The organism is Vibrio sp. DNB22_10_4 (genome assembly GCF_052879755.1).
Genome location: NZ_JBNNXW010000001.1, coordinates 1,337,327 through 1,362,044, shown reverse-complemented (window position 1 = coordinate 1,362,044; position 24,718 = coordinate 1,337,327). Strand labels below are relative to the sequence as shown.

Sequence of the window (24,718 nt, the reverse complement as noted above, 5' to 3'; positions counted from 1 at the left end):
TATGGTATCCAGAAGACGATTTTTACAAGGTGGAGCAACTTCATTGGGTTTCTCTGCGTTCAGCCTAACCCCTAGCTCTGCTTTGGCTGGCTTATTTGATTCATGTTCAGGCGCTAATCAGGCAATAGTGGGCATTGACTTAGCTGGTGGGAACGATGGCTTTAATATGTTGATTCCTTCAAAAGGGGAGGCACTTGAGAACTATCAGTCAGTACGCTCAGCGCTCGCGATAAACCCTAGTGACTGTGTTGCCCTAAATGCTGGTGACAGCGCTGAGTTGATGTTACATCCAGCGCTTGAATCATTGAAAGAGTTTTGGCACGAGGAAGATCTTTTACCGATAGTCAATGTTGGACCGCTTATTGAGCCAGTAACCAAGTCGACTTACGACCAAGCCTTGCTGCCAAATCAATTGTTCAGTCATTCGCATCAGTCCTCGATGGTTCAGTCATACTCTGATACTAAGGTCGCAAAGCAAGGTTTTGGTGCTCGGACGGCCTGGCTTACGGAAAGCATTTCTACTGGTGTAAATGATAAAGTGCCGTTATTTGATATCGGTGGTGGACAAATTTGGACAAACTCATTGGAGCACGAAGCTAACTCACTCGGTGTATCCCCTCCGAAAAATATTTTCAACGATGCACATGGTCGAGATATTACGCTATTTGAGCAACTCAATAGTATCGAGCAAGCTGACAGTATCTATCATCAATATTACTCTAAGGTGGCGACGGATTCGCGAAATATGTACGCCGTATTCAGTGAAATATTGGCGTTTCAGATTGATGACTATTTCCCTGAAACTCGATTGGGTGAGCAGTTAGAAGCCGTATTTAAGTTGATCTTAAATCGTCATCGTTTAGGACAGCATAAGCAGTACTTTAGCTGTAAGTTGGGAGGGTTTGATACTCACTCCAACCAATTGACGACCCAACACCAACTGTTGAAAGAGCTCGCAGATGCGTTGGAGGCATTCCACAATGCGCTAAAAAATGCAGGGCTTTATGATGAGGTAATTTCCTTTACGCACTCCGAGTTTGGTAGAACGTTGATCCCTAATGCTACACAAGGTACTGACCATGGTTGGGGCAGTCACTCATTGTTACTGGGGGGAGCGATTAAAGGAAAACAGTTATTTGGTACATATCCATCATTGTCTGATGATAGTGAGAGCCTCCTGTCGAGAGGGCGAGTGATACCAACCCTGTCCACTGACCAAATTCATGCTTCGCTTATGTCTTGGCTAGGACTTCGTGAAAGTGGTATCAATACGCTGTTTCCAACTCTGGACTCAACATCGGGGAAAATAAAGCCTCAAGTTTTAGACATTTTTAAAAGTTGTTAATGATAGGAGAGGGAGGTACTAAGTTGGCTCCGCTCTCTAGGAACTAAAAGTGCACGCGAGTGCATTTTTAGTTCCTTAGCCAGTTTACTACTTTAATCATGAAACCTCCACCGTACATCTAGGTTTAAACAAGCCTTCATCCACGCTTAACAAAAATGACATCTCAGAACGCTAGTTTATTTATTAGTTTTTGCACGCGCGTGCAATTAAGTTAACCCACAAGGAGAGAGTCATGATTAAGCGTACTTTGCTTGCAGCTGCAGTATTAGCAAGTTCAATTTCTGTTACCGCAGCGGAGCTAGTCATTGCTTCGCGTGACAGTAGCTATGGTGATGCGATGCAGTACATCGCAGACGAATACCAGAAAGTAAACCCAGAAACGAAAGTAACTCTAGTAAAAAGACCAAGCAATGGTCTTTACGAGAGCATTGTACTCGTGTCACGTGAGAAAACGGGTCAGTATGATGTCGTTCTTCTCGATGATACTTGGGCGCCAGAATTCTTCTCTAACAACTGGTTAGCGCCACTTTCAAACAATGTCGCGGATAGCGATTTTATCCAAGCGCCTTTTAGCGTTGGTCAAGACAGCGCGAAAGAAAACGCAACTTATGCACTCCCTCTTGTTGGGAACGTGGCGATGTTTGCTTGGAATAAAAAGTCTTTTGAGGCACACAATCTTTCCGAGCCTAAAACTTGGAGTGATGTTCTTGACGCAGCGAAAACCATTAATGCTGATAAAGATCAAAATGGCTTGGTTTATCGCGGTGTGAAGGGTAATCCAATTGTAACGGGCTTCTTACCTATTCTTTGGGGATATGGAGCGGATGTTGTGGACGATGAGGGAAATGCCACTCTGAACACGCCAGAAGCTAAGCAAGCTCTAGAGACATTTCTTTCTATGAAGCAGTATGCGCCGCGCGGCGTTGATGTCTATAACGCAGATGAAGTGAGAGACTCTCTTCAGAAAGGCACTGCCGCTATGGCAATTGAAGTTTGGCCAGCTTGGGTTCCAAATCTAGATAATCCAGAGTTGTCGAGCGTTGTTGGTGATATGGAAATCAAAGCGCCACCTGCAGAAGTAGGTGAACCAGCGCCAATGCTCGGTATATGGCAGTTGGCGATTCCAGCTGAATCAAACAACAAAGCCGAAGCGGAAGCGTTCTTGAAATTTGCTACCAGCGCAGAAATTCAGAAGTCTTTGGCGCTTGATTTCGGTATGCCACCGACACGTGAGAGTGTCTACCATGATGCGGATGTTGTCGCGAAGTATCGCTGGTATCCACAACAAGCAGAAGCCCTTAAAACGGGTAAAGCCAGACCTCGTATCCAAAACTGGGCAGAAGTAGAAAGCATTCTCGGTGACTTCCTACAAATGGCAATGATGGATCAAATGTCGGCAGAGCAGGCGCTTGATCAAGCCCAGCGTAGAATCAGTCGCATCGTTAAGAACTAATAGTGTTCTGGACCGTTCTGTCTGCAGAGTATGAGACAGTCAGAACGGTCTCTATTGCTATTTAGCTACCACTGCATTAGCTACCACGCCATTCCTTTGCTTTTTGGACTCTAAATGCTATTTGAAAACCGCAAGCAGTTGTTTGTGCTGTTATTACCAGCCTTGTTTATACTGACTTTGCTCACGCTTTATCCCATCGTCAATGTTGTTTACAACGCGTTTGGCGAGGTTGATTTTGTCGCCAAACAATACACTTTTGTTGGCCTCGCAAACTTTATCGAGCTGTTCGATGACTTCTTTTTCATTGGCGCGATTAAAAACACCTTCACATTCACGGTCGTGGCTTCACTGTCGCAGGTGTTGCTTGGACTATGGCTCGCTTTGTTGTTTTACAGGCAATTCCCAGGCAGGCGATTCGCTCTACCTATTATTATCTACCCAATGATGCTTTCTACGCTGGTTTGCTCATCAATCTGGCGATCTTGGTACCATTACGATTTTGGCTTATTGAACAGTCTGTTAGTCTCAATCGGCTTACCGGCGCAAGAGTGGTTGTTTGACCCTAATATGGCGCTCTATGCTATCGCTCTTGTGGACACTTGGCAGTGGACTCCAATGGCGTTTTTGATCATCCTTGCTGGCCTTCAATCGATACCAAAAGATATTGGCGAAGCGGCAATGGTTGACGGCGCTGATGGATGGCGTTCGTTTGTCTACATTACGCTTCCTCTCATTCAAAAACAGCTGATGCTCGCGCTGCTGCTTCGTTCAATAGATACCTTTAAGCTGTTCGACAAAGTTTATGTAATGACAGGTGGTGGTCCGGGTAACGCCACCGAAACACTGTCAATGTTTGTCTATAAATACGGCTTTCGATTCTTCAATTTAGGGATGGCGAGTGCGGCTGCGCTTGTCATGCTATCTATTTCACTGATTATGACATTGGTTTATGCCAAGAAAGTACTGGGAGGTAATCGATAATGATGCGTTACCTGCACACTGCTACGGTATGGTTTGCCGTTGTCTTGTTTCTAATGCCGATCGTATGGATGTTTGGAACAGCGTTTAAACCGGCTGGAGAGATTTTGCATTCAGGTACGTCGTTGCTCCCAAGTGAAGTGAGCTTGGACGCCTTTTTGTCACTTTGGAGCGGCAATATCAATACCTTGATTGCTAACACGGTGATCGTTGCCTTGAGTGCTACAGCTGTCTCACTGACTATTGCCTTTTTTTCTGCGTATGCTTTGGTTCGTTATTCATTTCCTGCCAAGCTCGACATTGTCTTCTTATTGCTGGTCTTGGTCATCAAGATGATGCCTCCAATTGTCGTTGCGATACCTTTGTACTCATTAATGAACTCTATTGGACTGTTGAATACAAAACTCGGTCTCGTGTTGGCCTATCAGGTATACACTCTACCGTTCTGCATTTGGATGTTGCTTGGGTTTATTCGTGATGTTCCGCTTGAGATTGAAGAAGCGGGAGCGATGGATGGGGCGAATCTACTCAAACGCTTAGTTTATGTAGTGTTTCCTCTTTGTGCACCAGGGCTGGTCGCCACAGCAATATTCTCAATGATTTTGGGATGGAATGAGTTCTTGTTCTCTCTACTCTTTATGCACCTTCCTGATAATTTTACGATCCCTCTGTTTATCTCAAACTTCATGACCGAAGACGGCACTGCTTGGGGAGAGTTGATGGCAGTAGGTATCGTCTCTTCACTACCAATGCTTGCGCTGGCGAGTTATATGCAGCGCTATCTTCTACGCGGATTCTCAATGGGACTTAAATAGGATTACTAAAGATGACTAAATTAACGATTAACAAACTGACGAAATCCTATGGCGACAATACGGTAATCCCAGAGATTGATTTGACAGTTGAAGATGGCGAGTTTGTTGTTTTTGTCGGTCCTTCAGGTTGTGGAAAATCTACCTTGCTGCGTATGATCGCCGGTTTAGAGTCGATTTCTAAAGGGGATATTTCGCTCAATGGGCGCAGCCTCAATGGTGTCCATCCTTCGAAACGAGAGGTGGCTATGGTGTTTCAGTCCTATGCACTGTATCCGCATATGTCGGTCGAGAAAAACATGGCATTTCCATTGAAAATGTCGGGAGTTGCGAAGGACAAAATAGCGAAGAAGGTACACTCAACGGCCTGCGACTTGCAGCTTGACCCTTATCTCAATCGACTACCGGGTGCTCTTTCTGGTGGACAGCGCCAACGTGTGGCAATAGGCAGAGCGATTGTTCGTGAGCCAGAGATCTTTCTATTTGATGAACCACTGTCAAACTTGGATGCAAAGCTACGCAGTGAAATGCGAGTATATCTAAAACAGTTACATCAAAGGCTAGACGCAACCATGATTTATGTAACGCATGATCAGGTTGAAGCGATGACCTTAGCGGACAAAATTGTGGTACTAAACCAAGGACGAATAGAGCAAATTGGCGCTCCAGAAACCTTGTATGATTATCCTGAAAACAAGTTTGTGGCATCGTTTATTGGTAGTCCAGTGATGAACTTTTTGTCTACGGAACTTTTAGCAAACTTTGATGCGCTTCCGACAAAGACTCATTCATTGGGTATTAGGCCAAATCAAGTTGTCATTGGGGGCGAGGGAGAAGGATTGTCAATGACAGTAGAGGTGGTTGAGCCACTTGGTCACGCAAGGCTTTACTACGGTCAAATCGCTGGTACGTCGTTTGTGGTTGAAAGTACCGATAAATTTGAATTGGGTACAGAGCTTTTCATTAATATCACAAAGTCACACTGCCATTTCTTCGATGCTGAAGACAAACGAATTTCAACGGGAGCTATTGCCAATGCAGCGTGATTTTAGTGTACGTGTACTAGGCTGTGGTGATGCCTACGACAGTCAGAATCACAACTCAGGTTTGGTGGTGACGGAAGGGGACTTTGACTTACTTATCGATTGCGGCCCTTGGTTAACCCGCTCTTATTTAGAGGCAGCAGAATCAGCAGATGAGTTAGACGCAATCTATCTAACGCACACCCATCCAGACCATTGTTTAGGTTTGACGACTTTACTCAATTGGATGGATTCAATGAAGCGTTCAAAGAGTCTTAAAATCTTTGTCCAGCAAAAACAGAAATCACTAATTGAGCCATTGATAGCCTTTGCTCCATGGCCAAAAACACACTTGAGTTTTGACGTTGAGTTTGAGTTTAGTGACTCTCTGTCTCACATAGGTCCTTGGAAGGTAAACACTGCGCCAACCGAGCACGCTGTTTCAAATCTTAGTCTGCAAATTCGAGGTGTGACTGGCACAGTGCTGTTCTTTTCTGGTGATGGCTCGTTGACGGAAGCTGGAGCAATTCTCGCGTCTGAATCCGATTGGGTGTTTGTCGAGTGTGAGACTTTAGAGGTGCACCCAAGCCATGGCTCGTGGAGGCAGGTTGAAGGATTAACTAAAAAGTCAGGCAGTCGCTGGCGTTTGTATCATATCGACCCGATGGAGAGGGCAGTGATTGCTGGTGCATTGGGCTCTAATTACCAAGTTTCTATTGCGCATGAACAAGAAATACTTGTAGCAGAACATGTTCCGCCAATTATTGAACTTAGTGCTTAACTTATTGAAGAATCAGGGCTTAGGCAGTAGTCTAAGCCTAAAAGAATAGACACATTAATTATGAACAAGAAAGTTACAGCATCAGATGTTGCTAGTTATCTTGGGGTATCGCGCAGTGCGGTATCCAGAGCCTTTACTGAAGGCGCGAGCATCAATGATCAAAAGCGAACTCGCATTCTAGATGCCGCTAAGGCACTAGGTTATCAGCCAAATATGTTTGCTCGAACTCTCAGTACACCTACCGTAAAAGCAAAATCGAATCTGGTCGCTATCTTGATCAGCGATTTTTCAAATCCATTTCAATCTCACTTATTTGAGGTCTTGTCATCAGAGTTGCAAACGTCAGGCAAGCAGCCGATGTTACTCAACGTTAAGCACGAAAATGACCTCGATGAAGCCCTGATGCGTCTTTCTGGCTACCAAGTTGATGGGGTCATAGCCGTCATGGGTTCATTACCGGCAGAGAGCCTGAATCTTTGCCTAAAGCTATCGCTGCCATTAGTTACACTCGGACGAGCCGACAAATCAGGAAGCATCCCGTCAGTGCAAACCGATAATCACAAAGCCGGTCAATTGGCTGCAGAGTACCTATTGTCGAATAGATGCCAAAAGCTCGCATTTGTATCTGGGCGAGCGGATGGACAAGCCTCAAACGAGAGGTGGAAGGGGTTTGAAAGCGAAGTCATTCAACAGGCAGGTATCCAACCTTTTGTTTTAGAGGGAGGGCGTTATGGTTACAGCGCTGGATTTGAAGTCGGCATCAGAGAAATGGAGTCACTCCGAGATGTCGATGGTGTATTTTGTGCCTCAGATGCACTAGCACTAGGTCTATTAGATGCTTGCAGGCAAATAAGTCGAATCGAGGTGCCCAACCAACTTTACGTCGTAGGTTGCGATGATGTACCTCAAGCGGCGTGGCAAGGCTATCAGTTGACGACCGTTGCCCAGCCTGTACAAGAAATCGCTAAACAAGCGTTGCTGGCACTCGAAAATCAGTGGCAAAGTGAAACACGAGATATTATGGTCACGCGTGTTCAACCCTATTTAAAAGTTAGAAGGACGTAATACGGTGACCATTTTGTGCAATAGCTCACAGTTTGATTGAGCGAGTTGAGACCGAGTGTTCGTTCACTGAGCATAGAGAATAAAAAACGCTCAAACAAACACTTATCTTCAAATTAGCGCTTTTCTTTTCTATCAGATGTGGCATATTAACTCTCGTCCCACGATGATGCGTGCATCGTATAATGGCTATTACCTCAGCCTTCCAAGCTGATGATGCGGGTTCGATTCCCGCTGCACGCTCCAATTCTTCACCAGAAGCTCCTTTAAGTTACAAACACGAAATGTCTGTGTACTTTAGATGTTTGATGTCTATCGTAAGAGCGCTGACTATATAAATTTTAGTTCTGAGTGGTACGAATTAGTTTAACTACAGTTTTACGATTGATTATCAGACCGATGTATTAACACCACCGGTCTGTCTTTACTCGATTCGAGTTTGTTACCCTATTCAGTGATCTCAACACCACGCTTGAAGTTCCAAAGTGGTTCATTGCCGCCGTCGAGGCCTTCAACTTTGATTACAAAGCTATCGGTATCAAGAGAAGAGGCTGTAATAGGCAGAGTGAACAGCTTGGCATTATTCCCATACGCGTTAGCATGGTAGGTTGCCTCGGTTTCCATTTTACTCCACCAATCGCTAGCAACGGAGATTCGGACTTTTTCTGTGTTTTTAAGCAGCAGGTTGATCTTGGCGTCTTGTAAACTGAGAGTCATGTAATAAGTTCCGACTTTATCGTCAGCGAAATCAAAACTGCTATTCAATATGGCTTGATTTTTCAGTCCTTCGAGTACTTTAGTTAACATCGTATGATTCCCATTGGTTAGATCCTCGGGCGTTGGGCTTATATCAACATCGGCAGTACAGCCGTAGTCTTCGATGATTTGCCCGGCGTGATGACCAAACCTCACTGCCTGCCTGAACGAGAAGTCCATATCAATACCTAATGGTAGTGGTGTATGTATTCCAGTAGGGGAGCCGTAAAAGAAGTTGTAGGAAATAATATTAGCACCACCGGCGCCCGTCTTTGGGTCTGCCCCATAAATGACAGCAGCGTCATTGTCTTGCATGGAGCAGGTAAACAAATCACCGGCGGAATAAGTACTTGAATTAGCCATGACTGCTACTGGCTTTGTATACACTTGACCATGTATATTGGCCATTTCTGGAGTGGTGATTGGAGCGGTTGAGGAATATTGGGCGCCACTGTTTGCGACATTGTCGAGTGCTTCTTTAAAGTATGGGAACAGTTGCTGGACGTCTTCATAGAGGAACAAATACTGATTCAACTCCGAATTTAGTAGTCGAAAATCGTGTGCTTTACTTGTTTTCTTCGTAAAGAGACCAGGCAGTGCCTCTGCATAGTAAATATATCCTCCAGGGTTGTTTGATACATTTATAATTAATCCGTTCGTCAGTGCGTTTTGCTCTTGTAATAGATCTCTTATCGCTTGGTACTCATTCCACCATCCTGTTGATGGAGTGAATGAACTTATATAAAGGTATCCGTAGTTAGCTCCTTCATAAGGAATATGAGTATAGTAAAACGTTTCCCCGTAACGCTGGATACTTGATAACATGGAGTTAGCCATAGGTTTGATGTGGCGTTCTAATGATTGGTTGTATAACGCTTGTTGGTGATTATAACTGACCGCAGGTGAGTTGGATAAAGCCTGGTTTTCTGGTGCTGATAGTCCGCCAATTTTTGAGCCTGAATACACTAGCCATTCATAGGCGACCTCGTACTCTTCTCCAGTTTCTGCCGAACGAAACCTAAAGCTAGCAGTATCCTCTTTGGGTAATAGATGGACTCCATTCCATCGGAATGTCATGTATCGGAGAGCATGATTAAATCCCGCATAAGGGTTAGAACCTTGTCCCTGAGGAATTAATTCTCGCATTGCTTCTTCAATGCTTTTTCCTTGGTAACCTATTAGAATATCGCCAACTTTAGGGTTAGGTCTTTCGGGGTGCAAACTAAAGCCATTCCATGCGGCAGTTACACGAATTTGGAAAAAATCATCTTTATCTTTAACGCGAGAAAACCGCATTGGCATTTCAACAAAGTGATCATAGAAGCGCAGAGGTAAGCGGTAGTTGAAATGGAGATCTCTTTGATTGATAAACAGCGTACTAAGTGAGTCATGTAATTCGTAAGTCGACATGGTATGAGCCAGCTTAGCGATCTTGTCCACTTCTGTAATAGGATCCAGGTGACCCTTTGGTGTGGGGCTTATCCCGTAATATTCGTTTTTGTGGAATTTGTTAACGTACAACCCATCAATCACTAGTTTTGCACGGTCAGCAATTAACTGGCGCTCTTTAGGTAGAAGTTCTACAAACTTCATCCGTTCGCGAGCTTCAGAAATAGGTAGTATTTCTTCTGCGTAGCTTGCATTTGCTAAAAGTAGGACGGTGAGTGAAATTAGACTTATCTTTGAACGCATAGTTAGGTTAGCCCTTTTAGGATTAATAGGAAGTAAATAACAGGAGCAACAGGCACTAAAGTCACAACGTATTGAATTTATGAGACGCAACAAGCATCTCCCAATACGCAGTGCGTTAGTAATAATTATTAGAAATTGAATTGTGTCTGGCAGCACTGGTTCATGTCCAGTGAAAAGCATTTGGCGGTATTGTTATGCGGCTGGGTGTGTATAAAGGGTAAGGTTGTTGTAATAAAATTCAGCGAAAGAGTGCGTTATATCTGATTGAGTAAGTGCGATGATGACAGGTATGTTCGCAACACCGCCTTGGAGCGAACATACTCTCTAATTATTTTATCTGGTTGTACTACTCACTCAGTGCAGCCCAAGATGGTGTATACACTTCTGAATGTTGGTCTATAAAGTATCCGCCAGTCAGTGTATTCGACTCAGACTCACCATAACGACCAAAACAACCGCGTTGAATCGCTAGACCAAATTGACCACCACTCCAACTCAGTGAGCCGCGCGTCTCTAGATTGCCGTCAATATCAAAAGACGAGGAGTTGGAACATTCCATTTCCCCGGCAGACAGGTTCCCTGCAACTTGTGCTGCGCTATTTTGAAAGACATTGAATCGACCATCGCTGCCTGTACCAACGGTTACATCACCATGGACGTAAAGGTGAGAGTTACCCCAAATATCAACAAAATCGGTGACTTGAAGAGAGCTTGCCTCTATCGCTGAACCTCTAGAAGCGTACAGATCATCGGCGATTAAATTGCCATGACTGTGAACGAATGAGCTGGCTACGGCTTCGACGGTATCATAGGTGGCAGTCTCTGATTGGATTACGATAGTAGAGTTTCCATCTGCGACGACTTGGTAAGCATTACCTGTCACTGCACTTCTAATATCCGCTGATGCGTTACGATTGAGCAGCAGAGATAAATTATTAATAGAACCAGTATTGATGCGAAGATAGGATGTTCGCATATAAATGTTCGGCTCGTACTCATCATCATTCTCGGCAGGCATTGGTAGGACTACATTCTCTAGTCGTAGGTTAGAGCTGTTACGGACGAACAGGGTGCCCTCCAATGTGAGGTTTGAAAGTCGAACATTCGCCTGTGCATCGATAAATAGCGATTCGCCATCCATATCGTCGCCTTCGGTAATGCTAGCGTTTCCAGAACCATCTATTCTAACGTCGGCACGAGCGATTTCTGCGCCCTCACATGCTCCGCTAATTTGATATTCCATTTGTGCGCTCGAATTACGTGTCCCTTCGAGAGCCTCAACTAACGCTTTAGCATTTTCTGAACAATCCAGCTGAACGGTGATATAGGAATTTGAATTAGCTTCAGAGCCTTCTAGCGCCTCAAGCCTCGAATCCAGTTGTGAGAAGTTTTCGTTTACTTCGCTTGCAAGGGCAGGTGAGCCAGCGCTGAATGTGTGTGGGACAGCAGCGAAAGTGCCGGCTGCAATAGTGTGACTTATCAACGTCGCCAACAGAAGTTTGTTTGAAGTTTTCATGATACTTATCCTTAAGGTTTCTAATCTTGCGTTTGCAGCTACTGCCAAGTCGCGTCGTTCCAGTTGGTTACGCTCCAAGTAAGGTCAAGGTTGTCGTCACAGACATCTCCTAGGCCATCTCGGTCAAAGTCCGCTTGGTCTTGGTTAGCGACAGATGTACAGTTGTCAGTGTCGTTTGCGATAGTGTCGTTGTCGGTATCGTTGGGTGACTCATCATCTTCGTTGTCACCAAGGCCGTCATTGTCGTTGTCTTCCCACTCGGTACTATCATTGGGAAAACGATCGACATCATTGGCGTAGCTGTCGTTGTCACTGTCGTTTAGGTAGGGATCGTCTTCGTTGTCACCGAGACCATCGTTGTCATCATCAAACCACTCGGTAGCGTCATTGGGGAAGAGATCGACATCATTGCTGTAGCTGTCGTTATCACTATCATTAAGATAAGGGTCGTCTTCATTGTCGCCTAGGTTGTCTTGGTCGTGATCCACCCATTCTGTGGGATCTTGGTCAAAGGCGTCGATTGAGTCGGGGATCCCATCACCATCACTGTCGATTGGCGCGGCTGGTGGTGGAATCGTTGCCAACTCTTGTTTTATTTCCTCTACTGTTTGCGAGTCAGAGACTGTATCGAGAATCTCTTTAATATCTTGATTTACAGCGGTTACGACGAGCTCGAACTTTGAGGATTCTGTAGACGTTTGATCGGCAGCTTTAGCCAGTTCATCAGCCGTTTCAGGTAAGGCGCCCATACTCACGATTTTCTCTGCCGCGTAAGCTGCTTTTGGCTTGGCATCACCGGTAATAAAGTCTCCTAAAACATCGTCAGACTCTATTCCCAAATCGCTTGCGAGTTGCTGAACAGCTTCATCTTTACTTAGAGCTGGGTTCTTTTTCATCGTATTGTGCACGATGGTGGTCAGAGGCGTCACCGCGGTTTCTCCAGCAGGAGCTGACATAACAAAAGGCTCGGTGACGTCGCCTTCAGTTTCATCTACGGTTTGGCCGACGATCGCTCGAACGACAACAGGGTAGAGCGAAGGGTCGTCTACTCCTGTGACATCCAGAGTTGCGACACCTCCAGCACCTGAAATGGCGCTCGGTTCATTGGGGTCGAGTAAAAAGTTGTTGTTGAGGTCTAGCCAGACTTCTGCACCATTCAAGTATCCATCGATGGCAGTGACGCTGTATGTTGCACCCGCACCACTATCATCACTTGATGTGTTGTTGTCACCATTACAGCCATAAATAGTGACAGTGAAGAATAAGCCTAAACTGACCCTGAATATTTTCTGTTTCATTTTGTTATCCAGGTTATAAGGGGCAATATAAGTCATGAACCCAATTGATCGGTTTGTCAATAATGAGTGCAATTGCGTATAAATAGAGTTCACAAACTGCATTTCTGGTCACGTTTTGTGCAGGCGCGACTGGGTAGTTATTAACATATCCAGGTAAATAACGATGACAACCTAGGTATGGTGGAATATTTATCTTTTCAGGTTTTAAGGATTAGGTTTTCTATCTGGGAAGTGAAGCGTCACAGTATAATGTGCTTTATCCAAGCGATCTTTATGACATATCTAAATTAACTACTAATATACTAAGTTTATTTGTTTTCATATTTGGCGCTAATTCTAAACAGCCGCTAATAAAGAGAATTAACGGCTCGATAATATTAAGAAAAGCGAAAGAGTCCCCTTACTACGGCTTGGACTTCAACAGCGCCTTCATCTCTTCCAACTCCCGATGTAATGCTTCAACTTGCTGATGCGTCGCAAAAGTTTGTCTAGTTTGGTGATCAGCGCTCAACTGGGGAAGTTCCGATTTTTTATCCTCTTCCGCGAGAGCATGTTCTGCTGTCATGGTCTCAATGACAACACCAATCATCATGTTTAAAAACACAAATGCGGTAAGGAAAATGAAGGTGAGGTAGTAAACCCAACTGATTGGGTAGACCATCATGGTCTCATACATGACATCAGTCCAATCTTCAAAAGTAGCAATGCGGAAAAGAGTCAGCATAGAGATTGAAACGTCTCCCCACAATATGTCATTGATATCCGAGAAGACTAAGCTGCCAATAACCGCATATATGTAGAAGATGATAAACATAAGTACGGCGATATAACCCATCTTGGGAATCGCTTTAATCAGGGCATTAATAAGAAGCTTTAGTTGAGGTACTGCAGAGACCAATCGCAATACTCGAAATACTCTGAGTAGTCGAGCGATCAAGATCCCTTGTCCCGCAGTTGGGATTAAGCTGCCTATAACAATCGCAGTATCAAATAGATTCCAACCACTTTTAAAGAAATCGAGTTTGTTTTGGTACGAGAAAAATTTGATCACGATTTCAACCAAGAAGAACAGTAAAATAAACACATCTAACCAATATATTGCAGTGTTCAACACCTCAGGTAGCTCGAAAGTTTTTGCGCCTATTGTCAGCGCTGCAAGTATGATCACAACTACAGTAAATGTTTGAAAGTACTTATTGTTGTTGACCGCATTTAACTTTGCTTGCAAAGAGGAGAGCATAGATATCTGTCCTTTGTATTCGTCATCACTTGTTACTTAAATGTTATGACGAGCGATGTGATTTACGCTAGTAAAGAATTGCGACATTTTATTAACAATTGAGGGCTGGACTTAGATCTGAACAGAAAAAAGGGAAGCCGAAGCTTCCCTAAACGTGCGACTGACTCACACTTAACCAAGAGAAGAACACAACCATCTCCTCTCGATATTCTTATCAGTCTTATTGCTCCAAAAAACTGATCCAAGGGCTGACTGTTGGACGTAGCTCCTTTGAGCTTGCGGCCTTTTTCATTGAGTTGAGCGCGAGTTTTGGCTGTTTCATCTCAAAGTGTGCCATTCCTTTTATGTATTGCAGCTCTGCTACTTGATCCTTAGTTGCGTTAGGCGCATAAGTCTTAGTGTATTCAGAGGCGACCTTATACTGTTTGTCTTGAAGCATAAGACGAGCAATACGGATTTGACTCTTGGCTGTTGGGCTCATTTTGTACGCTTGTTGGTAGGCCAAAATCGCTTGGTCTACCTCTTGCGCTTGATGATAAAAAGACGCGAGCTTTTCAACATGCTTTTGCGTTTGCTCTATATTCCCTTGTTCCATCGCAAGCTTAAGTGTTTTCGCTGCTCGATAAGGGATGCCCTGATAAGCCATAAAGTTTACAAGCCTTAGGTACTCCTTTTCACTTTCCAGTAGGTTGAGCTCATAAGCAGCTTCGAGTGCTGCTAGTGAGTTTCGATCCTGGTTCATTTCCATGTAGATCCCAGAAAGCTGCATCCAATAACGCTTCTTCTGTGGATATTTGGAAGTGAGTGTCTTGAGTACACCTGCCGTGCTCTTGTACTGCTTGAGTTCATAATGAGAAGCGAGCAGTAGCAGGTACCAAGATTCACTCGGCTCTTTGGTCATCGAAATGGCTTTTTTGGTCGGTGCAATGGCGTTTTTGTAATCCGCCATTTGCACATAGGCACTTGCCAGCGTGATGTAAGCGTGAGCGTTGGGCTTGTCTTCAGTGGTTTCTGCCACCTTAAACCAAGCCTTCATGGTATTGACCGACTTTTGATACTGCTCCTCGGCGAGATAAAGCTGAGCCAAACTGTAGCGAACTTGCTGCGCTACAGGCACGGGGAGAGCATTGACCTCGAGTGCCTGAGCAAAGTAGTTCGCCGCTTGTTTGTAGTCTTCGCGAAGTGAGTACAGAAACCCCATCTGTTGCAGCAGCACGGCTCGGTCGTACTTTTTCTTCTTGGTGGATTCAATGGCGCTTTCTAGCTTTTCTATGGCGTAAGCGTATTTTTCTTCAGCTATCCACTTTTGTACCTTATTGACGGTGCGAAAGGTCTTGTCGGAAAGCTGAGGTGGATCCTGAGCGATAGCTGGGCTGCTCAAACAGCCCGCTATAAGCAACACAGAAGCCATTTTTTTGAACGTATTCATGTTCGACTCCTTAGTTGGTAGAAAACTCAATTTCTTGTGACATACGAGTACTGACCGCCTGACCATCGACTTGCTTAGGCTTGAATGTCCATTTAGCGATGGTCTTCTTAGCCGCTCGGCCAAGGCCAAGTTTGCGTGGGTTCTCTTTGAGGACTTTGACATCTTCAACAGTACCGCGCTCGTTCACAGTAAACTCCACCAACACCAAACCTCTCTCAATTCCAGATCGCGCTGCTTTACGTGGCATTTGCGGCTGGAAAGTAGCCAGTGGTACAGGACCGTTATTGCCAAGCACTTGAGCTCCACCGCCTTGGGTGTAGTGACCCAACACAGAACCCCCTGTGACATTCACAGGCAGATTAAGGTTAGGCATATCCATAGCGATCTGCTCCATCACCGGCTTGACCGTCGACGCCACTTTCATTTCTGGTGGCGGTGGTGGACGTTTCGGTGGTGGTGGTTTTGGTAGCTCTCGTTTTTTCTCCTGTACATTTTCTTGCGGTTTAACGCGAATGAAATCGACCATACGAAGATCGTCACTCGACGCTAACTCGTGGCGCTCTTTGTTTACCAGCTTGTCCATCCCCCAGAAGAGTCCGAGGGCGACAATGAGCGCCAGTGCTACAGAGGCCAGATAACGCATAGGTTACCCCTTATCTGTAGCGGCGATGGAGATGTTTTCTACCCCAGCCATTTTTATTTGATCCATCACTTTCACCACGACACCGGCACTGGCTTCCTGGTCTGCTTGGATCACCACGGCACCTTCCGGGCTTTCGGCTTTGAGTCGTTCGATGTTGGCACGTACGGCATCGACTTCGATACGGCGCTTATCTACCCACACATCGCCTGCCGCGCCAATGGCGACCATAATGTTGCCGTTTTTCACCACCTGCGCCGTGTTAGCGCTTGGTCTACTCACTTCGATACCGGCTTCTTTTACGAAAGAAGTGGTAACAATGAAGAAAATCAACATGATGAAGACAATGTCCAGCATTGGCGTCATATCGATCGCTGCTTCTTCATTGCTTTCGCTGCTATAGCGTCTTTTCATGACCTATATCCTTATAATTCCGTTTACTAAGCGACGTGTTTCAGCTGATCTTCCAGCTTTTGCGTGGTCACTTTGGCAAGATGATCCAATCGTGTACTAAAGAACAAACCAGACAGAGAGGCGACCATTCCCGCAAGGGTTGGTATGGTTGCCTTCGAAATACCTGATGCCATGGCTCGTGGGCTTCCTGTGCCTACCACTGCAAGGATGTCAAACACGTGAATCATGCCGACAACCGTACCCAGTAGACCCAGCAGCGGACACAGTGCGATAAGCACTTTAACGACCGGTAGCCCTTTTTTGTTCTCAATATCCTGAAGAGAAACAAGCTCTTGGCGGATCATTTTTGCATTCCAGCTTTGGTGCTCAGAGCGTGCAGTCCACTCTGCGAGTGTTTTCTTGGTCATGCGCGGAGCAACGGCTAAGAAATAGAACCAGCGTTCAAGTAGCACGCTCCAAAGCAAAAAGCTGAGAATAAAGATGGCGAATAGGACATCGCCCCCCATTCCTAAAAAGCGTCTTATCGACTCAAATTCTTCGACTAACCACCACATAGCCGCTCCTTATGCCTCTGATGAGTGCAGTTTTTCTTGGTAGCGAGCAATAAACCCAGCGCTTTGCTCTTCCAGAGTCTGAATCAGTCGACGTGCTTTGCTATGGACAAGGGTGTAGAAAAACAGCAGTGGAATAGCGACAACTAGGCCAAGCATGGTGGTCACGAGAGCTTCTGAAATACCGCCTGCCATGAGCTTAGGATCTCCAGTACCGAATAACGTGATGGCTTGGAACGTACCGATCATACCCATTACTGTACCAAGCAGGCCGAGTAGGGGAGCAACGGAAGCAAATAGCTTAATAGAGCCAACAAAACGTTCGATTCGCGGCGCATTGCGCATAATGATCTCATCCAGTTTCGCTTCCAGATCTTCAAGGTTGCTGCCTTTATGAGATTGGTAGGCTTCGATAACTTCGCCAAGAGGGTTACTCTTGAGTACTTGGTCAGATTTGGCTTGTTTGCGCATTTTTCCACCGATAACTATAAGGCGTAGGTAACAAGCGATCGCAATTAAGGCTCCAATAAGACCCATACCCAAAATGATATAACCGACGATGCCACCTTGGTCGACGCGCTCTTTAACTGTAGGGCTTTGCACTAATAGTGAAAGGATCACACCACGTGATGGGTCAACAAACAGCGGTTGATAACTGTCTTCAGTGCTTTCAAACGGTGATACAAGGGTAGTGATGTTGGTAGATGGCTGACGAGACAGCTCTTCAAACTTGCCCGTTTGTGGAACGTACGTGACGTACTTACCGTCAGCGATAGCATTGAACTCACCCACTAAAGTGACGTCAGTTTGTGCTTCGTTACCTTCACCATAAACCACGGTGGCGTTAGCCTTTGATGTTTCACCAGAGGCCACAATTTGCTGAAGAATGGTGTACCAGAAACCTTCAAGCTCGGCTGTCGATGGGAGCTCTTTACTCTCTGCGAGCTTTGTCAAGAGTGCACCACGCTCTGGGAACTTAACCGCGTTTTGAGAGGCGTTAAATAGCCCTTTAAACTCACCCGCGTACTGTCTAAGGACACCAAACATTTCACCGAGAGTGCCTGAACGTTGGCGAAGAGTTTCAGTGAGCTCAGTGAGGAGGACATCGTTGTTATCAAATGTCGCTTTAAGTGTGTCGCCGCGAGTCGTTTCTTGCGCGAGTTGAGCTCGGGCTTTTTCAAGTAGCGCCTGCTGGTTATTTCGATCGGCTAAGAACTCTGCTTCACGCTCTTTGTTCTCTTTAGATTCTAGCGAGCTTTGCGATTTAACCGTTTTTAGAAGCTCGTTCATGGAAATCGGTTTGGTTTCTGCGCTCGCGACGCTCGGCAAAAGCAATAGGCCAGAGAGCACAAGTGAGGCCATAGATTTAAATGCAGTCATTATTGTTTCTCCCCGGTGTAGATTGGTAGCTTGATCAGTGCTGGTGGCGCTTGCTTCTTAGCAACGCGTAGACCTTGTTGAACTGCGCCGCGATATTGCTCTGGGAGTGCCTCCCATTCGCGAGTTTGCTGATTCCACATACCTGTTTCTAGACCGTCTGGAGATTGATAAAGAAGCGCTGTGCGACCGATGCGTAAGAAGTCATAAGTGACGACTTCGCCATCGCGCTCGAGGCTGGCTTTGTAAGATTCGATTGAGCGCGAGAAGCCTTCTTCAATTTGGTAGGCTTCCATTACCTTACGGTATTTCTCTGATGTCGTAACATCAGCACGATCCATTAGGCGTTTAAGCTCGGCAACACGTTTGCCACGCTCTTCGATTTGGAAGGGGAGGTCGAGCTCTATGAAGTCTTCGAGTGCTTGCACCATATTCAGCGTAAGCGGGACGACTTCCATTGCGGTTTGGTCAATCTGGGAGATCTGACTATTGAGTGAGTCAATCTCGACTTGTTGTGAGTTCACCATCTTTTCGATTTGCTGGTTATACGCTTTCATGCTGTCGATTTGACGCAACAAACCCTTGTATTCTGCTAGCATCGAGTCGGTATTCTCCGCGTATTTGTCGATTTTTGCCTGCGATGTTTGCGCGTTTTTGTTCGCTTTTGCTTGTGTAGCGACGACTTGGCCACTATCCGCAGCGTAGCTGGTTCCACCAATAGCGAGCATGGCTATGGTGAGACTACTCAGCGCGATATCCTTAATCTTCATGTGTGCATCCTTGTGTTATGTCAGTCGAAAAAAGCCGGCACGCGAACGTGCCGGAAACAGGAGGAAGGGATTAATTAGAATTTCATGTTTACATTGGCGTAGAAGTAACGGCCAATAACGTCATAGGTTGTGGAGTCTGTGTTACCCGAGATGGTGTCTAGGATAAGCGGTGGTGTTTCGTCAAACAGGTTGTTGACACCGCCGGACAGAGTGAAGCCGTTATCAAACGCGTAGCCAGCGCTCAAGTCATGGTAGAACATGGTAGGTACGCTAAAGTTGTATGTGTCTTGTGGGGCGTCAGCAGCCCCTGACAGTTCGTAGTCAACACCTGCGATCATGCGAGTATTCCAGTTCACACGCCATGCATCGCGAGTTACGCCCAAGTTAAGCGTTGAGCGGTACTTACTGTATAGGCCGATTTGGTCGCTGATGAATTTACCAGCGTAATCGACAACAGAGCCATCCGCTTGTGTGACTTCGTGCTTGAAGTTGTAGGTGTTGTCCCAGTTAGCTTTGAAGACGACGACGTCAAAGTCATGCACATAGCGCAAGTTGAAGTCGATACCGTTTTTCTCAAGCTTACCTAGGTTTGTGGTACGAGCATCGATAGAAACAATGTCGCCGTTTCCGTCACGGGTGATCTTGTCACAGTACTCACCAGTTTTGGCACATTGATCCAACATCAACTGAGGGTCAACGTTGTCAATTAGGTTCTCAAGCTCTACCTGCCAGTAGTCAACCGTTGCAGAGAAACCCTCTGCGAATGATGGTGACAAAACAAAACCAAGTGACGCTGTGTGGCCTTCTTCAGGCTGAAGTTCTTGGTTTGAGCCGTAGAATACAGGGAACTGCGTGCGGCCACTGGTATCTTGACCCGTAGGATCCGATAGAACATCCGCACTTTCTTGCGCCCCGCCGTACAGATCAGCAATTGATGGGGCACGGAATACTTCATTGTAGGTACCGCGAAGCATCAAATCGCCAATCGGTTGGTACAAGAAGCTGTAACCCATAGTGGTCGCGCCACCAAATGTGGAGTATTTATCATGACGAGCGGTGATCTTTGCTTCTAAATATTCTGCCATCGTCACTTCGGACAGAACTGGAACCAGTAATTCGCCGTAGAATGAGTCAACTGTGTAGCCACCCGAGGTTTCTGATTCTGCATTCCCCGAAGCGTTACCGAGAACAACTAATGCATCTGGTTGGTTCGCACCTTGCTCATCACGGTTTTGGTAACCGGCAGCAAAAGCAATGGTGCCCATCTCGGTTTCGTAGATGTCGCCCGTTACGTTGAAGTTGATGATTTGCTGTTGGTTAAAGCCGGTATCTTGGCGAGTGAATGTCGCGTAATCCAGTGCTTCTTGGCTTACGTTTCCAAGAATGTCCATGGGCACACAGCCAGCAATCACGTTACCACCCGCATCAAGACATTGACCATTTGCAGATGGACCTACCGCGTTACTCACGCGATCTTTCATAAATACGCCATCTTCAATTTGCTTGGTTTTGGTTTTACCCCAGTTGTAGTTGGCATCCCACGTCCAACCATTTTGGAACTCACCATCTAGCCCTAATACAACACGGCCCGTATCTGACTCGAAAAAGCGGTTACGACCACCAGTCTCAACCATGCGTCGGCGCCAATCAACGATATCAGAACCTGTGTTGTTGAATTCATTGTCTTTTGAGATAGGGTCATAGCCATTGAACTTACCGAAGATAGGTTCAGCTGCAAGTAGATAGTTAGACTCAGAGTTCGAGTAGAGAGCTTCGAATGTCGCCGTTACTGGACCAAGAATACTGGTTTCACCAAGTAAGTAGTTACCTTGAGCAGCAAGATAGCGACGCTGCGCTGGGCGTTTTAAGTAGTTGTCCGGCGCATAGTTGTAGAGATCACCAGGCGCATTGAAGTCACGTAGAGTATCGCTGCCCTCTGGTCCAAATGTCTTACCATCGTAGTAACCCCATGGAGGAGCCGAGCTACCACTTTGGAACTGGCCGCCATAGCCATCATGTTGTTGGTCGGTATTGGCAAAACCACGATCACCGGCCATGATTTCATCTTCTTTGGTCATGCCTGCAGAGAAGGTAATATTACCGCGATCGTTTGATGCACCTGCGAGCATGCTGATGTCGGTCACCTGGCCATCGCTGTTTGATGTGGTGCCGCGCTTAGCATTAAGCTCGAACCCTTCAAAATTCTGTTTAGTGATGATGTTAACTACACCACCGATTGCATCAGAACCGTAGACAGAAGACGCACCATTTTTCAGTACTTCAATACGTTCTACCATTGCAGCAGGAATCATATTCAAGTCAACGGATGCGTCTGCCCCCGTGCCACCATTAACCATACGTCGGCCATTGACAAGAACGAGCGTACGTTCAGCGCCTAAACCACGTAAGTTGACCGTTGCTGCGCCGTTACTGCCGTTGTTTACAGATGTGCTTTGTACCGTACCACCCACGCCAGGTAATTGGTTCAAGACATCACCTATTGCAACTAGACCTGTATTTTCAATGTATTCTGATGAAAGGACTTGAACTGGCTCAGCGCCTTCCATCTCTACACGAGAAATGCGTGACCCAGTCACTTTCATTTTTTGAAGCTTTTCTACGTCCTGTTGTCCCGTTTCTTCAGCAAACGCTATAGGCACTGCGAATAAATTCGCGGTACCAAGCGCAAGACTCACTGCTACCGAGAGACATGTGCTTTTTTTTAACATCCTTGTACTCCGTTTCGCCAGATTTCCACTGACGTCTGTTGTGTATTGCATTTTTGGTTGAGTCGTTAATTCGGTGTTAACAACAAGCGCAACTTATGACGGGTTAAAAAAGTAATGTCAAATCAGCCAGTTAAAACGAATGCTAGTTTGTAAAAAGTATCATGTTCTTTAAATTGTCATTAAAACGGTGTTTTCTTGTAATTAAGCTGCAAAAACTAGTGTGATTTATAAAAATTTCCATTGAATCTAGCAATTGCCGTAAAAGCAGATCATTATTCGATCTTACATTAAACAATTGGTATTTTATGCTATAAATTAACATGAATTTGAACTTATTGGCTAATTGTAAAATTACACAATAATTCATCGCATAGACTCATCGTCTATAATTTAACCATTGGGGCAACAAAGCTTTAATGCATAAGCGATATGAGATTCAATAGTATACTTGGTTCATACTGCTAATCTGAATATTTATGCACAATTAATGGATCGATTCTTACATTTTTATGTAGAGTCAATGCTCTATCTTCCAGTTTGATATATTGGAGAGGGTTTATTTATGAAATTTTGTTCTTTTTTTAAAATTATGAGTGTTATTAATTAAAAGTGACAGTGTTTGTGGTTTGTGATAAAAACGTTGTCGAAAATAAAGAGTGATAAAATTAATTGTCTGAGCAAGGAAGCCGAGTAATTAATTTTTAGCCAAAAATTAAAGGCTAATTAGTATCGCTATTTAGTGAACAGCAAACATGGAGAAGTTGATAAATGCTGTCTTATTTCCTTCGTCGTCTGGCACTCGTAGTGCCGACATTTATTGGCGTAACAATTCTAATATTTGCGATAACAAGGTTTGTCCCTGGAGGGCCAGTAGAGAGAATGTTAGCGAATATGCATTCTCAAGGAGATGGCGGCGGTTCTCTGTCCATGTCGGGCACAAACTCAGCATTATCTGAGGAGCAAATCCAAGAGCTTAATGCATTTTACGGTCTCGATAAGCCTGTTCATGTGGCCTATTTTGAGTGGCTGAGCAATTTAGCTAGCTTAGATCTTGGTGAGTCGACCCGATATTATGAGCCTGTATCGGATATGATTGCCGAGCGCTTACCAGTATCGCTGTTCTATGGAGGGATGACCTTCTTTATCAGCTATTTTATCTCTATCCCTCTTGGTTACTATAAAGCATTGAAACACGGCTCTATTTTCGATTCAGTGTCTTCCGTTGCCATCTTCGTTGGCTACGCACTTCCTGGTTATGTCGTTGGCGTGTTGCTGATCACACTGTTTAGTTATCACCTCGAATGGACTCCCATGGGAGGTTTTACGAGTGATGATTTTGAAGACTATGAGTTATTGTCCGAGCAAGTAAAAGATATTATGTGGCATGCCATACTGCCGTTAATTTGTTACTTGATTGGTGACTTTGCGACACTGACAATGACTATGAAAAACAATCTCATGGAGAACCTATCAGCAGACTATATAAGAACGGCAATTGCCAAAGGTTTACCGTTCAAACACGCAGTAAGAAAGCATGCACTTCGCAATAGCCTGATTCCTATTGCCAGTCACTTTGGTAACTCATTGTTATTTTTTATGACAGGCGCATTTTTGATAGAAGTAATATTTAATATAGATGGCATTGGATTGCTTGGTTATGAGTCCATTATGGAACGCGACTATCCGGTCGTAATGGGAATAGTCGCAATTAATGCCATATTATTACTGTTCGGAAATATTATATCCGATATATGCGTCGCGTTTGTTGATCCGCGCGTGAAGTTTGGGAGTTAGTTCATGGTTATTAGTCCTCTTACTAAGAAGAAGCTCATTAACTTCAGGCGAATCAAGCGAGGTTACTGGTCGTTTATTATACTGTCCACAATATTAGTGTTGTCTTTATTTGCGGAGTTCCTAATAAATAGCAAAGCACTGCTGGTGAAGTATCAAGGTAGTTATTATTTTCCAGTTGTCAGTGATGTGCGATTAGGAATTGAATTCGGTCAAGACAGTGCTGGCGAGGCTAATTATCGCGCGTTACAACTCTCCTTTGAGGCGGAGGCGGAGGCGGGAGAGGATTTTGTCATCATGCCTTTAGTACCTTGGAACCCTTACGAGCAAGATTTTTCTGGCGAATACCCACCTAATGCGCCGAGCGTTGAGTCTAGGCACTTTTTAGGCACGGATGTGATAGGGCGAGATATTTTGGCTCGCCTAGTTTATGGCTTTAGGACGGCTATGGGGTTTGCGCTGCTTACTATGGCGGCGTCATACGCTATTGGGGTTGCTGTAGGCTGTGCCATGGGTTTTCTGGGTGGCAAGTTTGATCTGTTTGTTCAGCGTTTTATCGAGATTTGGTCAATGGTACCGTTCTTGTATGTGATTATGATTTTAGTGTCGATTGTGCAGCCGAGCTTCGCGTTGTTTGTGGCAATAAACGTGATGTTTGGATGGATGGGGATTACTTGGTACATGCGCACCATGACTTACAAAGAAGTCGCACGGGAATATGTATCTGCTGCCAAAGCATTGGGCGCTTCTAATATGCGTATCGTATTCAATCATATCTTGCCTAACACCATGGTAATGATTGTTACTTTGGCGCCATTTACCATCGCTGCGAATATTACGGCGCTGACGGCACTCGATTATTTGGGTTTAGGTCTCATGCCACCAACACCGAGTTGGGGAGAGTTACTGCAGCAAGGAAAGTCGAATTTAGACTCCCCGTGGATAGTGACATCTGTCGTAACGGCTATTGTAGCGGTGTTGGTAATGGTGACGTTTATTGGAGAAGCAGTGAGAGCGGCCTTCGACCCCAAGAAGTTTACCCGCTATGTTTAAAATACACGG

Annotated in this window: 20 protein-coding genes and 1 tRNA gene; 10 read left to right on the top strand and 11 right to left on the bottom strand. The window is 45.2% G+C overall.

What is annotated here, in order from left to right:
- Position 1: 1 nt before the first annotated feature.
- From ACVA6Q_RS05875 to ACVA6Q_RS05840, 8 genes are all read left to right on the top strand, one after another.
- On the top strand, positions 2–1,345 hold the full coding sequence (locus tag ACVA6Q_RS05875) for a DUF1501 domain-containing protein (protein WP_446646853.1): 1,344 nt from the start codon (positions 2–4) through the stop codon (positions 1,343–1,345).
- Between the two features lie 232 nt (positions 1,346–1,577).
- On the top strand, positions 1,578–2,798 hold the full coding sequence (locus tag ACVA6Q_RS05870) for an ABC transporter substrate-binding protein (protein ID WP_446646852.1): 1,221 nt from the start codon (positions 1,578–1,580) through the stop codon (positions 2,796–2,798).
- Between the two features lie 114 nt (positions 2,799–2,912).
- Positions 2,913–3,779, top strand: coding sequence for a carbohydrate ABC transporter permease (locus ACVA6Q_RS05865; RefSeq protein WP_446646851.1), 867 nt, complete (start codon positions 2,913–2,915; stop codon positions 3,777–3,779).
- On the top strand, positions 3,779–4,591 hold the full coding sequence (locus tag ACVA6Q_RS05860) for a carbohydrate ABC transporter permease (protein WP_446646850.1): 813 nt from the start codon (positions 3,779–3,781) through the stop codon (positions 4,589–4,591). The genes ACVA6Q_RS05865 and ACVA6Q_RS05860 overlap by 1 nt, the downstream gene beginning before the upstream one ends.
- An 11-nt stretch (positions 4,592–4,602) precedes the next feature.
- Positions 4,603–5,634 (top strand): ABC transporter ATP-binding protein, encoded by a 1,032-nt coding sequence (locus ACVA6Q_RS05855; RefSeq protein ID WP_446646849.1) that lies wholly within the window; start codon positions 4,603–4,605, stop codon positions 5,632–5,634.
- Positions 5,624–6,391: an MBL fold metallo-hydrolase gene (locus ACVA6Q_RS05850; RefSeq protein ID WP_446646848.1), complete on the top strand. Its 768-nt coding sequence runs from the start codon at positions 5,624–5,626 to the stop codon at positions 6,389–6,391. Before ACVA6Q_RS05855 ends, ACVA6Q_RS05850 begins: the two co-directional genes overlap by 11 nt.
- 60 nt (positions 6,392–6,451) lie before the next feature.
- Positions 6,452–7,456, top strand: a complete 1,005-nt coding sequence (locus ACVA6Q_RS05845) for a LacI family DNA-binding transcriptional regulator (protein WP_446646847.1) — start codon at positions 6,452–6,454, stop codon at positions 7,454–7,456.
- A gap of 168 nt (positions 7,457–7,624) precedes the next feature.
- Positions 7,625–7,699: transfer RNA gene (locus tag ACVA6Q_RS05840), tRNA-Gly, on the top strand.
- Between the two features lie 201 nt (positions 7,700–7,900).
- Here the strand turns inward: ACVA6Q_RS05840 and ACVA6Q_RS05835 are convergent.
- The 11 genes from ACVA6Q_RS05835 to ACVA6Q_RS05785 all read right to left on the bottom strand — a co-directional run bounded on the left by ACVA6Q_RS05835 (position 7,901) and on the right by ACVA6Q_RS05785 (position 21,865).
- Positions 7,901–9,901, bottom strand: a complete 2,001-nt coding sequence (locus tag ACVA6Q_RS05835; protein WP_446646846.1) for a S41 family peptidase — start codon at positions 9,899–9,901, stop codon at positions 7,901–7,903.
- 346 nt (positions 9,902–10,247) lie between these two features.
- Positions 10,248–11,417 carry a hypothetical protein gene (locus ACVA6Q_RS05830; RefSeq protein WP_446646845.1) on the bottom strand — a complete coding sequence of 390 codons (1,170 nt, stop codon included), beginning with the start codon at positions 11,415–11,417 and terminating at the stop codon, positions 10,248–10,250.
- Positions 11,418–11,455: 38 nt separating this feature from the next.
- Complete coding sequence (locus ACVA6Q_RS05825) at positions 11,456–12,715, bottom strand: hypothetical protein (protein ID WP_446646844.1); 1,260 nt, start codon at positions 12,713–12,715, stop codon at positions 11,456–11,458.
- Between the two features lie 403 nt (positions 12,716–13,118).
- Positions 13,119–13,955, bottom strand: coding sequence for an ion transporter (locus ACVA6Q_RS05820; RefSeq protein WP_446646843.1), 837 nt, complete (start codon positions 13,953–13,955; stop codon positions 13,119–13,121).
- 220 nt (positions 13,956–14,175) lie between these two features.
- Entirely contained in the window at positions 14,176–15,384 is a 1,209-nt protein-coding gene (locus ACVA6Q_RS05815; protein WP_446646842.1) for a tetratricopeptide repeat protein, read from the bottom strand.
- 10 nt (positions 15,385–15,394) lie between these two features.
- Positions 15,395–16,027, bottom strand: a complete 633-nt coding sequence (locus tag ACVA6Q_RS05810; RefSeq protein ID WP_446646841.1) for an energy transducer TonB — start codon at positions 16,025–16,027, stop codon at positions 15,395–15,397.
- Positions 16,028–16,030: 3 nt separating this feature from the next.
- On the bottom strand, positions 16,031–16,438 hold the full coding sequence (locus tag ACVA6Q_RS05805; protein ID WP_042497468.1) for an ExbD/TolR family protein: 408 nt from the start codon (positions 16,436–16,438) through the stop codon (positions 16,031–16,033).
- A 26-nt stretch (positions 16,439–16,464) separates the two neighbouring features.
- Complete coding sequence (locus ACVA6Q_RS05800) at positions 16,465–16,992, bottom strand: MotA/TolQ/ExbB proton channel family protein (protein WP_429759695.1); 528 nt, start codon at positions 16,990–16,992, stop codon at positions 16,465–16,467.
- A 9-nt stretch (positions 16,993–17,001) separates the two neighbouring features.
- Positions 17,002–18,369, bottom strand: coding sequence for a MotA/TolQ/ExbB proton channel family protein (locus ACVA6Q_RS05795; RefSeq protein ID WP_446646840.1), 1,368 nt, complete (start codon positions 18,367–18,369; stop codon positions 17,002–17,004).
- Entirely contained in the window at positions 18,369–19,136 is a 768-nt protein-coding gene (locus tag ACVA6Q_RS05790) for a DUF3450 domain-containing protein (protein WP_429759699.1), read from the bottom strand. The genes ACVA6Q_RS05795 and ACVA6Q_RS05790 overlap by 1 nt, the downstream gene beginning before the upstream one ends.
- Positions 19,137–19,210: 74 nt before the next feature.
- Entirely contained in the window at positions 19,211–21,865 is a 2,655-nt protein-coding gene (locus ACVA6Q_RS05785; protein ID WP_446646839.1) for a TonB-dependent receptor, read from the bottom strand.
- A 768-nt stretch (positions 21,866–22,633) separates the two neighbouring features.
- Between ACVA6Q_RS05785 and ACVA6Q_RS05780 the strand changes: the two genes are divergently transcribed.
- Together ACVA6Q_RS05780 and ACVA6Q_RS05775 are read left to right on the top strand one after the other, a co-directional pair.
- Complete coding sequence (locus ACVA6Q_RS05780; protein ID WP_353499109.1) at positions 22,634–23,659, top strand: ABC transporter permease subunit; 1,026 nt, start codon at positions 22,634–22,636, stop codon at positions 23,657–23,659.
- 3 nt (positions 23,660–23,662) lie between these two features.
- A complete protein-coding gene (locus tag ACVA6Q_RS05775; protein WP_446646838.1) occupies positions 23,663–24,709 on the top strand; it encodes an ABC transporter permease in 1,047 nt (348 codons plus the stop codon).
- Positions 24,710–24,718: the final 9 nt, after the last annotated feature.

Bases quoted from the DNA above. Each gene is read 5' to 3' on its own strand.
- ACVA6Q_RS05860 (WP_446646850.1), top strand. From the start codon at position 3,779: ATGATGCGTTACCTGCACACTGCTACGGTATGGTTTGCCGTTGTCTTG.
- ACVA6Q_RS05795 (WP_446646840.1), bottom strand. From the start codon at position 18,369: ATGACTGCATTTAAATCTATGGCCTCACTTGTGCTCTCTGGCCTATTG.
- ACVA6Q_RS05820 (WP_446646843.1), bottom strand. From the start codon at position 13,955: ATGCTCTCCTCTTTGCAAGCAAAGTTAAATGCGGTCAACAACAATAAG.
- ACVA6Q_RS05805 (WP_042497468.1), bottom strand. From the start codon at position 16,438: ATGAAAAGACGCTATAGCAGCGAAAGCAATGAAGAAGCAGCGATCGAT.
- ACVA6Q_RS05870 (WP_446646852.1), top strand. From the start codon at position 1,578: ATGATTAAGCGTACTTTGCTTGCAGCTGCAGTATTAGCAAGTTCAATT.
- ACVA6Q_RS05780 (WP_353499109.1), top strand. From the start codon at position 22,634: ATGCTGTCTTATTTCCTTCGTCGTCTGGCACTCGTAGTGCCGACATTT.
- ACVA6Q_RS05775 (WP_446646838.1), top strand. From the start codon at position 23,663: ATGGTTATTAGTCCTCTTACTAAGAAGAAGCTCATTAACTTCAGGCGA.
- ACVA6Q_RS05825 (WP_446646844.1), bottom strand. From the start codon at position 12,715: ATGAAACAGAAAATATTCAGGGTCAGTTTAGGCTTATTCTTCACTGTC.
- ACVA6Q_RS05815 (WP_446646842.1), bottom strand. From the start codon at position 15,384: ATGAATACGTTCAAAAAAATGGCTTCTGTGTTGCTTATAGCGGGCTGT.
- ACVA6Q_RS05785 (WP_446646839.1), bottom strand. From the start codon at position 21,865: ATGTTAAAAAAAAGCACATGTCTCTCGGTAGCAGTGAGTCTTGCGCTT.
- ACVA6Q_RS05800 (WP_429759695.1), bottom strand. From the start codon at position 16,992: ATGTGGTGGTTAGTCGAAGAATTTGAGTCGATAAGACGCTTTTTAGGA.
- ACVA6Q_RS05875 (WP_446646853.1), top strand. From the start codon at position 2: ATGGTATCCAGAAGACGATTTTTACAAGGTGGAGCAACTTCATTGGGT.
- ACVA6Q_RS05835 (WP_446646846.1), bottom strand. From the start codon at position 9,901: ATGCGTTCAAAGATAAGTCTAATTTCACTCACCGTCCTACTTTTAGCA.
- ACVA6Q_RS05810 (WP_446646841.1), bottom strand. From the start codon at position 16,027: ATGCGTTATCTGGCCTCTGTAGCACTGGCGCTCATTGTCGCCCTCGGA.
- ACVA6Q_RS05855 (WP_446646849.1), top strand. From the start codon at position 4,603: ATGACTAAATTAACGATTAACAAACTGACGAAATCCTATGGCGACAAT.
- ACVA6Q_RS05830 (WP_446646845.1), bottom strand. From the start codon at position 11,417: ATGAAAACTTCAAACAAACTTCTGTTGGCGACGTTGATAAGTCACACT.
- ACVA6Q_RS05790 (WP_429759699.1), bottom strand. From the start codon at position 19,136: ATGAAGATTAAGGATATCGCGCTGAGTAGTCTCACCATAGCCATGCTC.
- ACVA6Q_RS05850 (WP_446646848.1), top strand. From the start codon at position 5,624: ATGCAGCGTGATTTTAGTGTACGTGTACTAGGCTGTGGTGATGCCTAC.
- ACVA6Q_RS05845 (WP_446646847.1), top strand. From the start codon at position 6,452: ATGAACAAGAAAGTTACAGCATCAGATGTTGCTAGTTATCTTGGGGTA.
- ACVA6Q_RS05865 (WP_446646851.1), top strand. From the start codon at position 2,913: ATGCTATTTGAAAACCGCAAGCAGTTGTTTGTGCTGTTATTACCAGCC.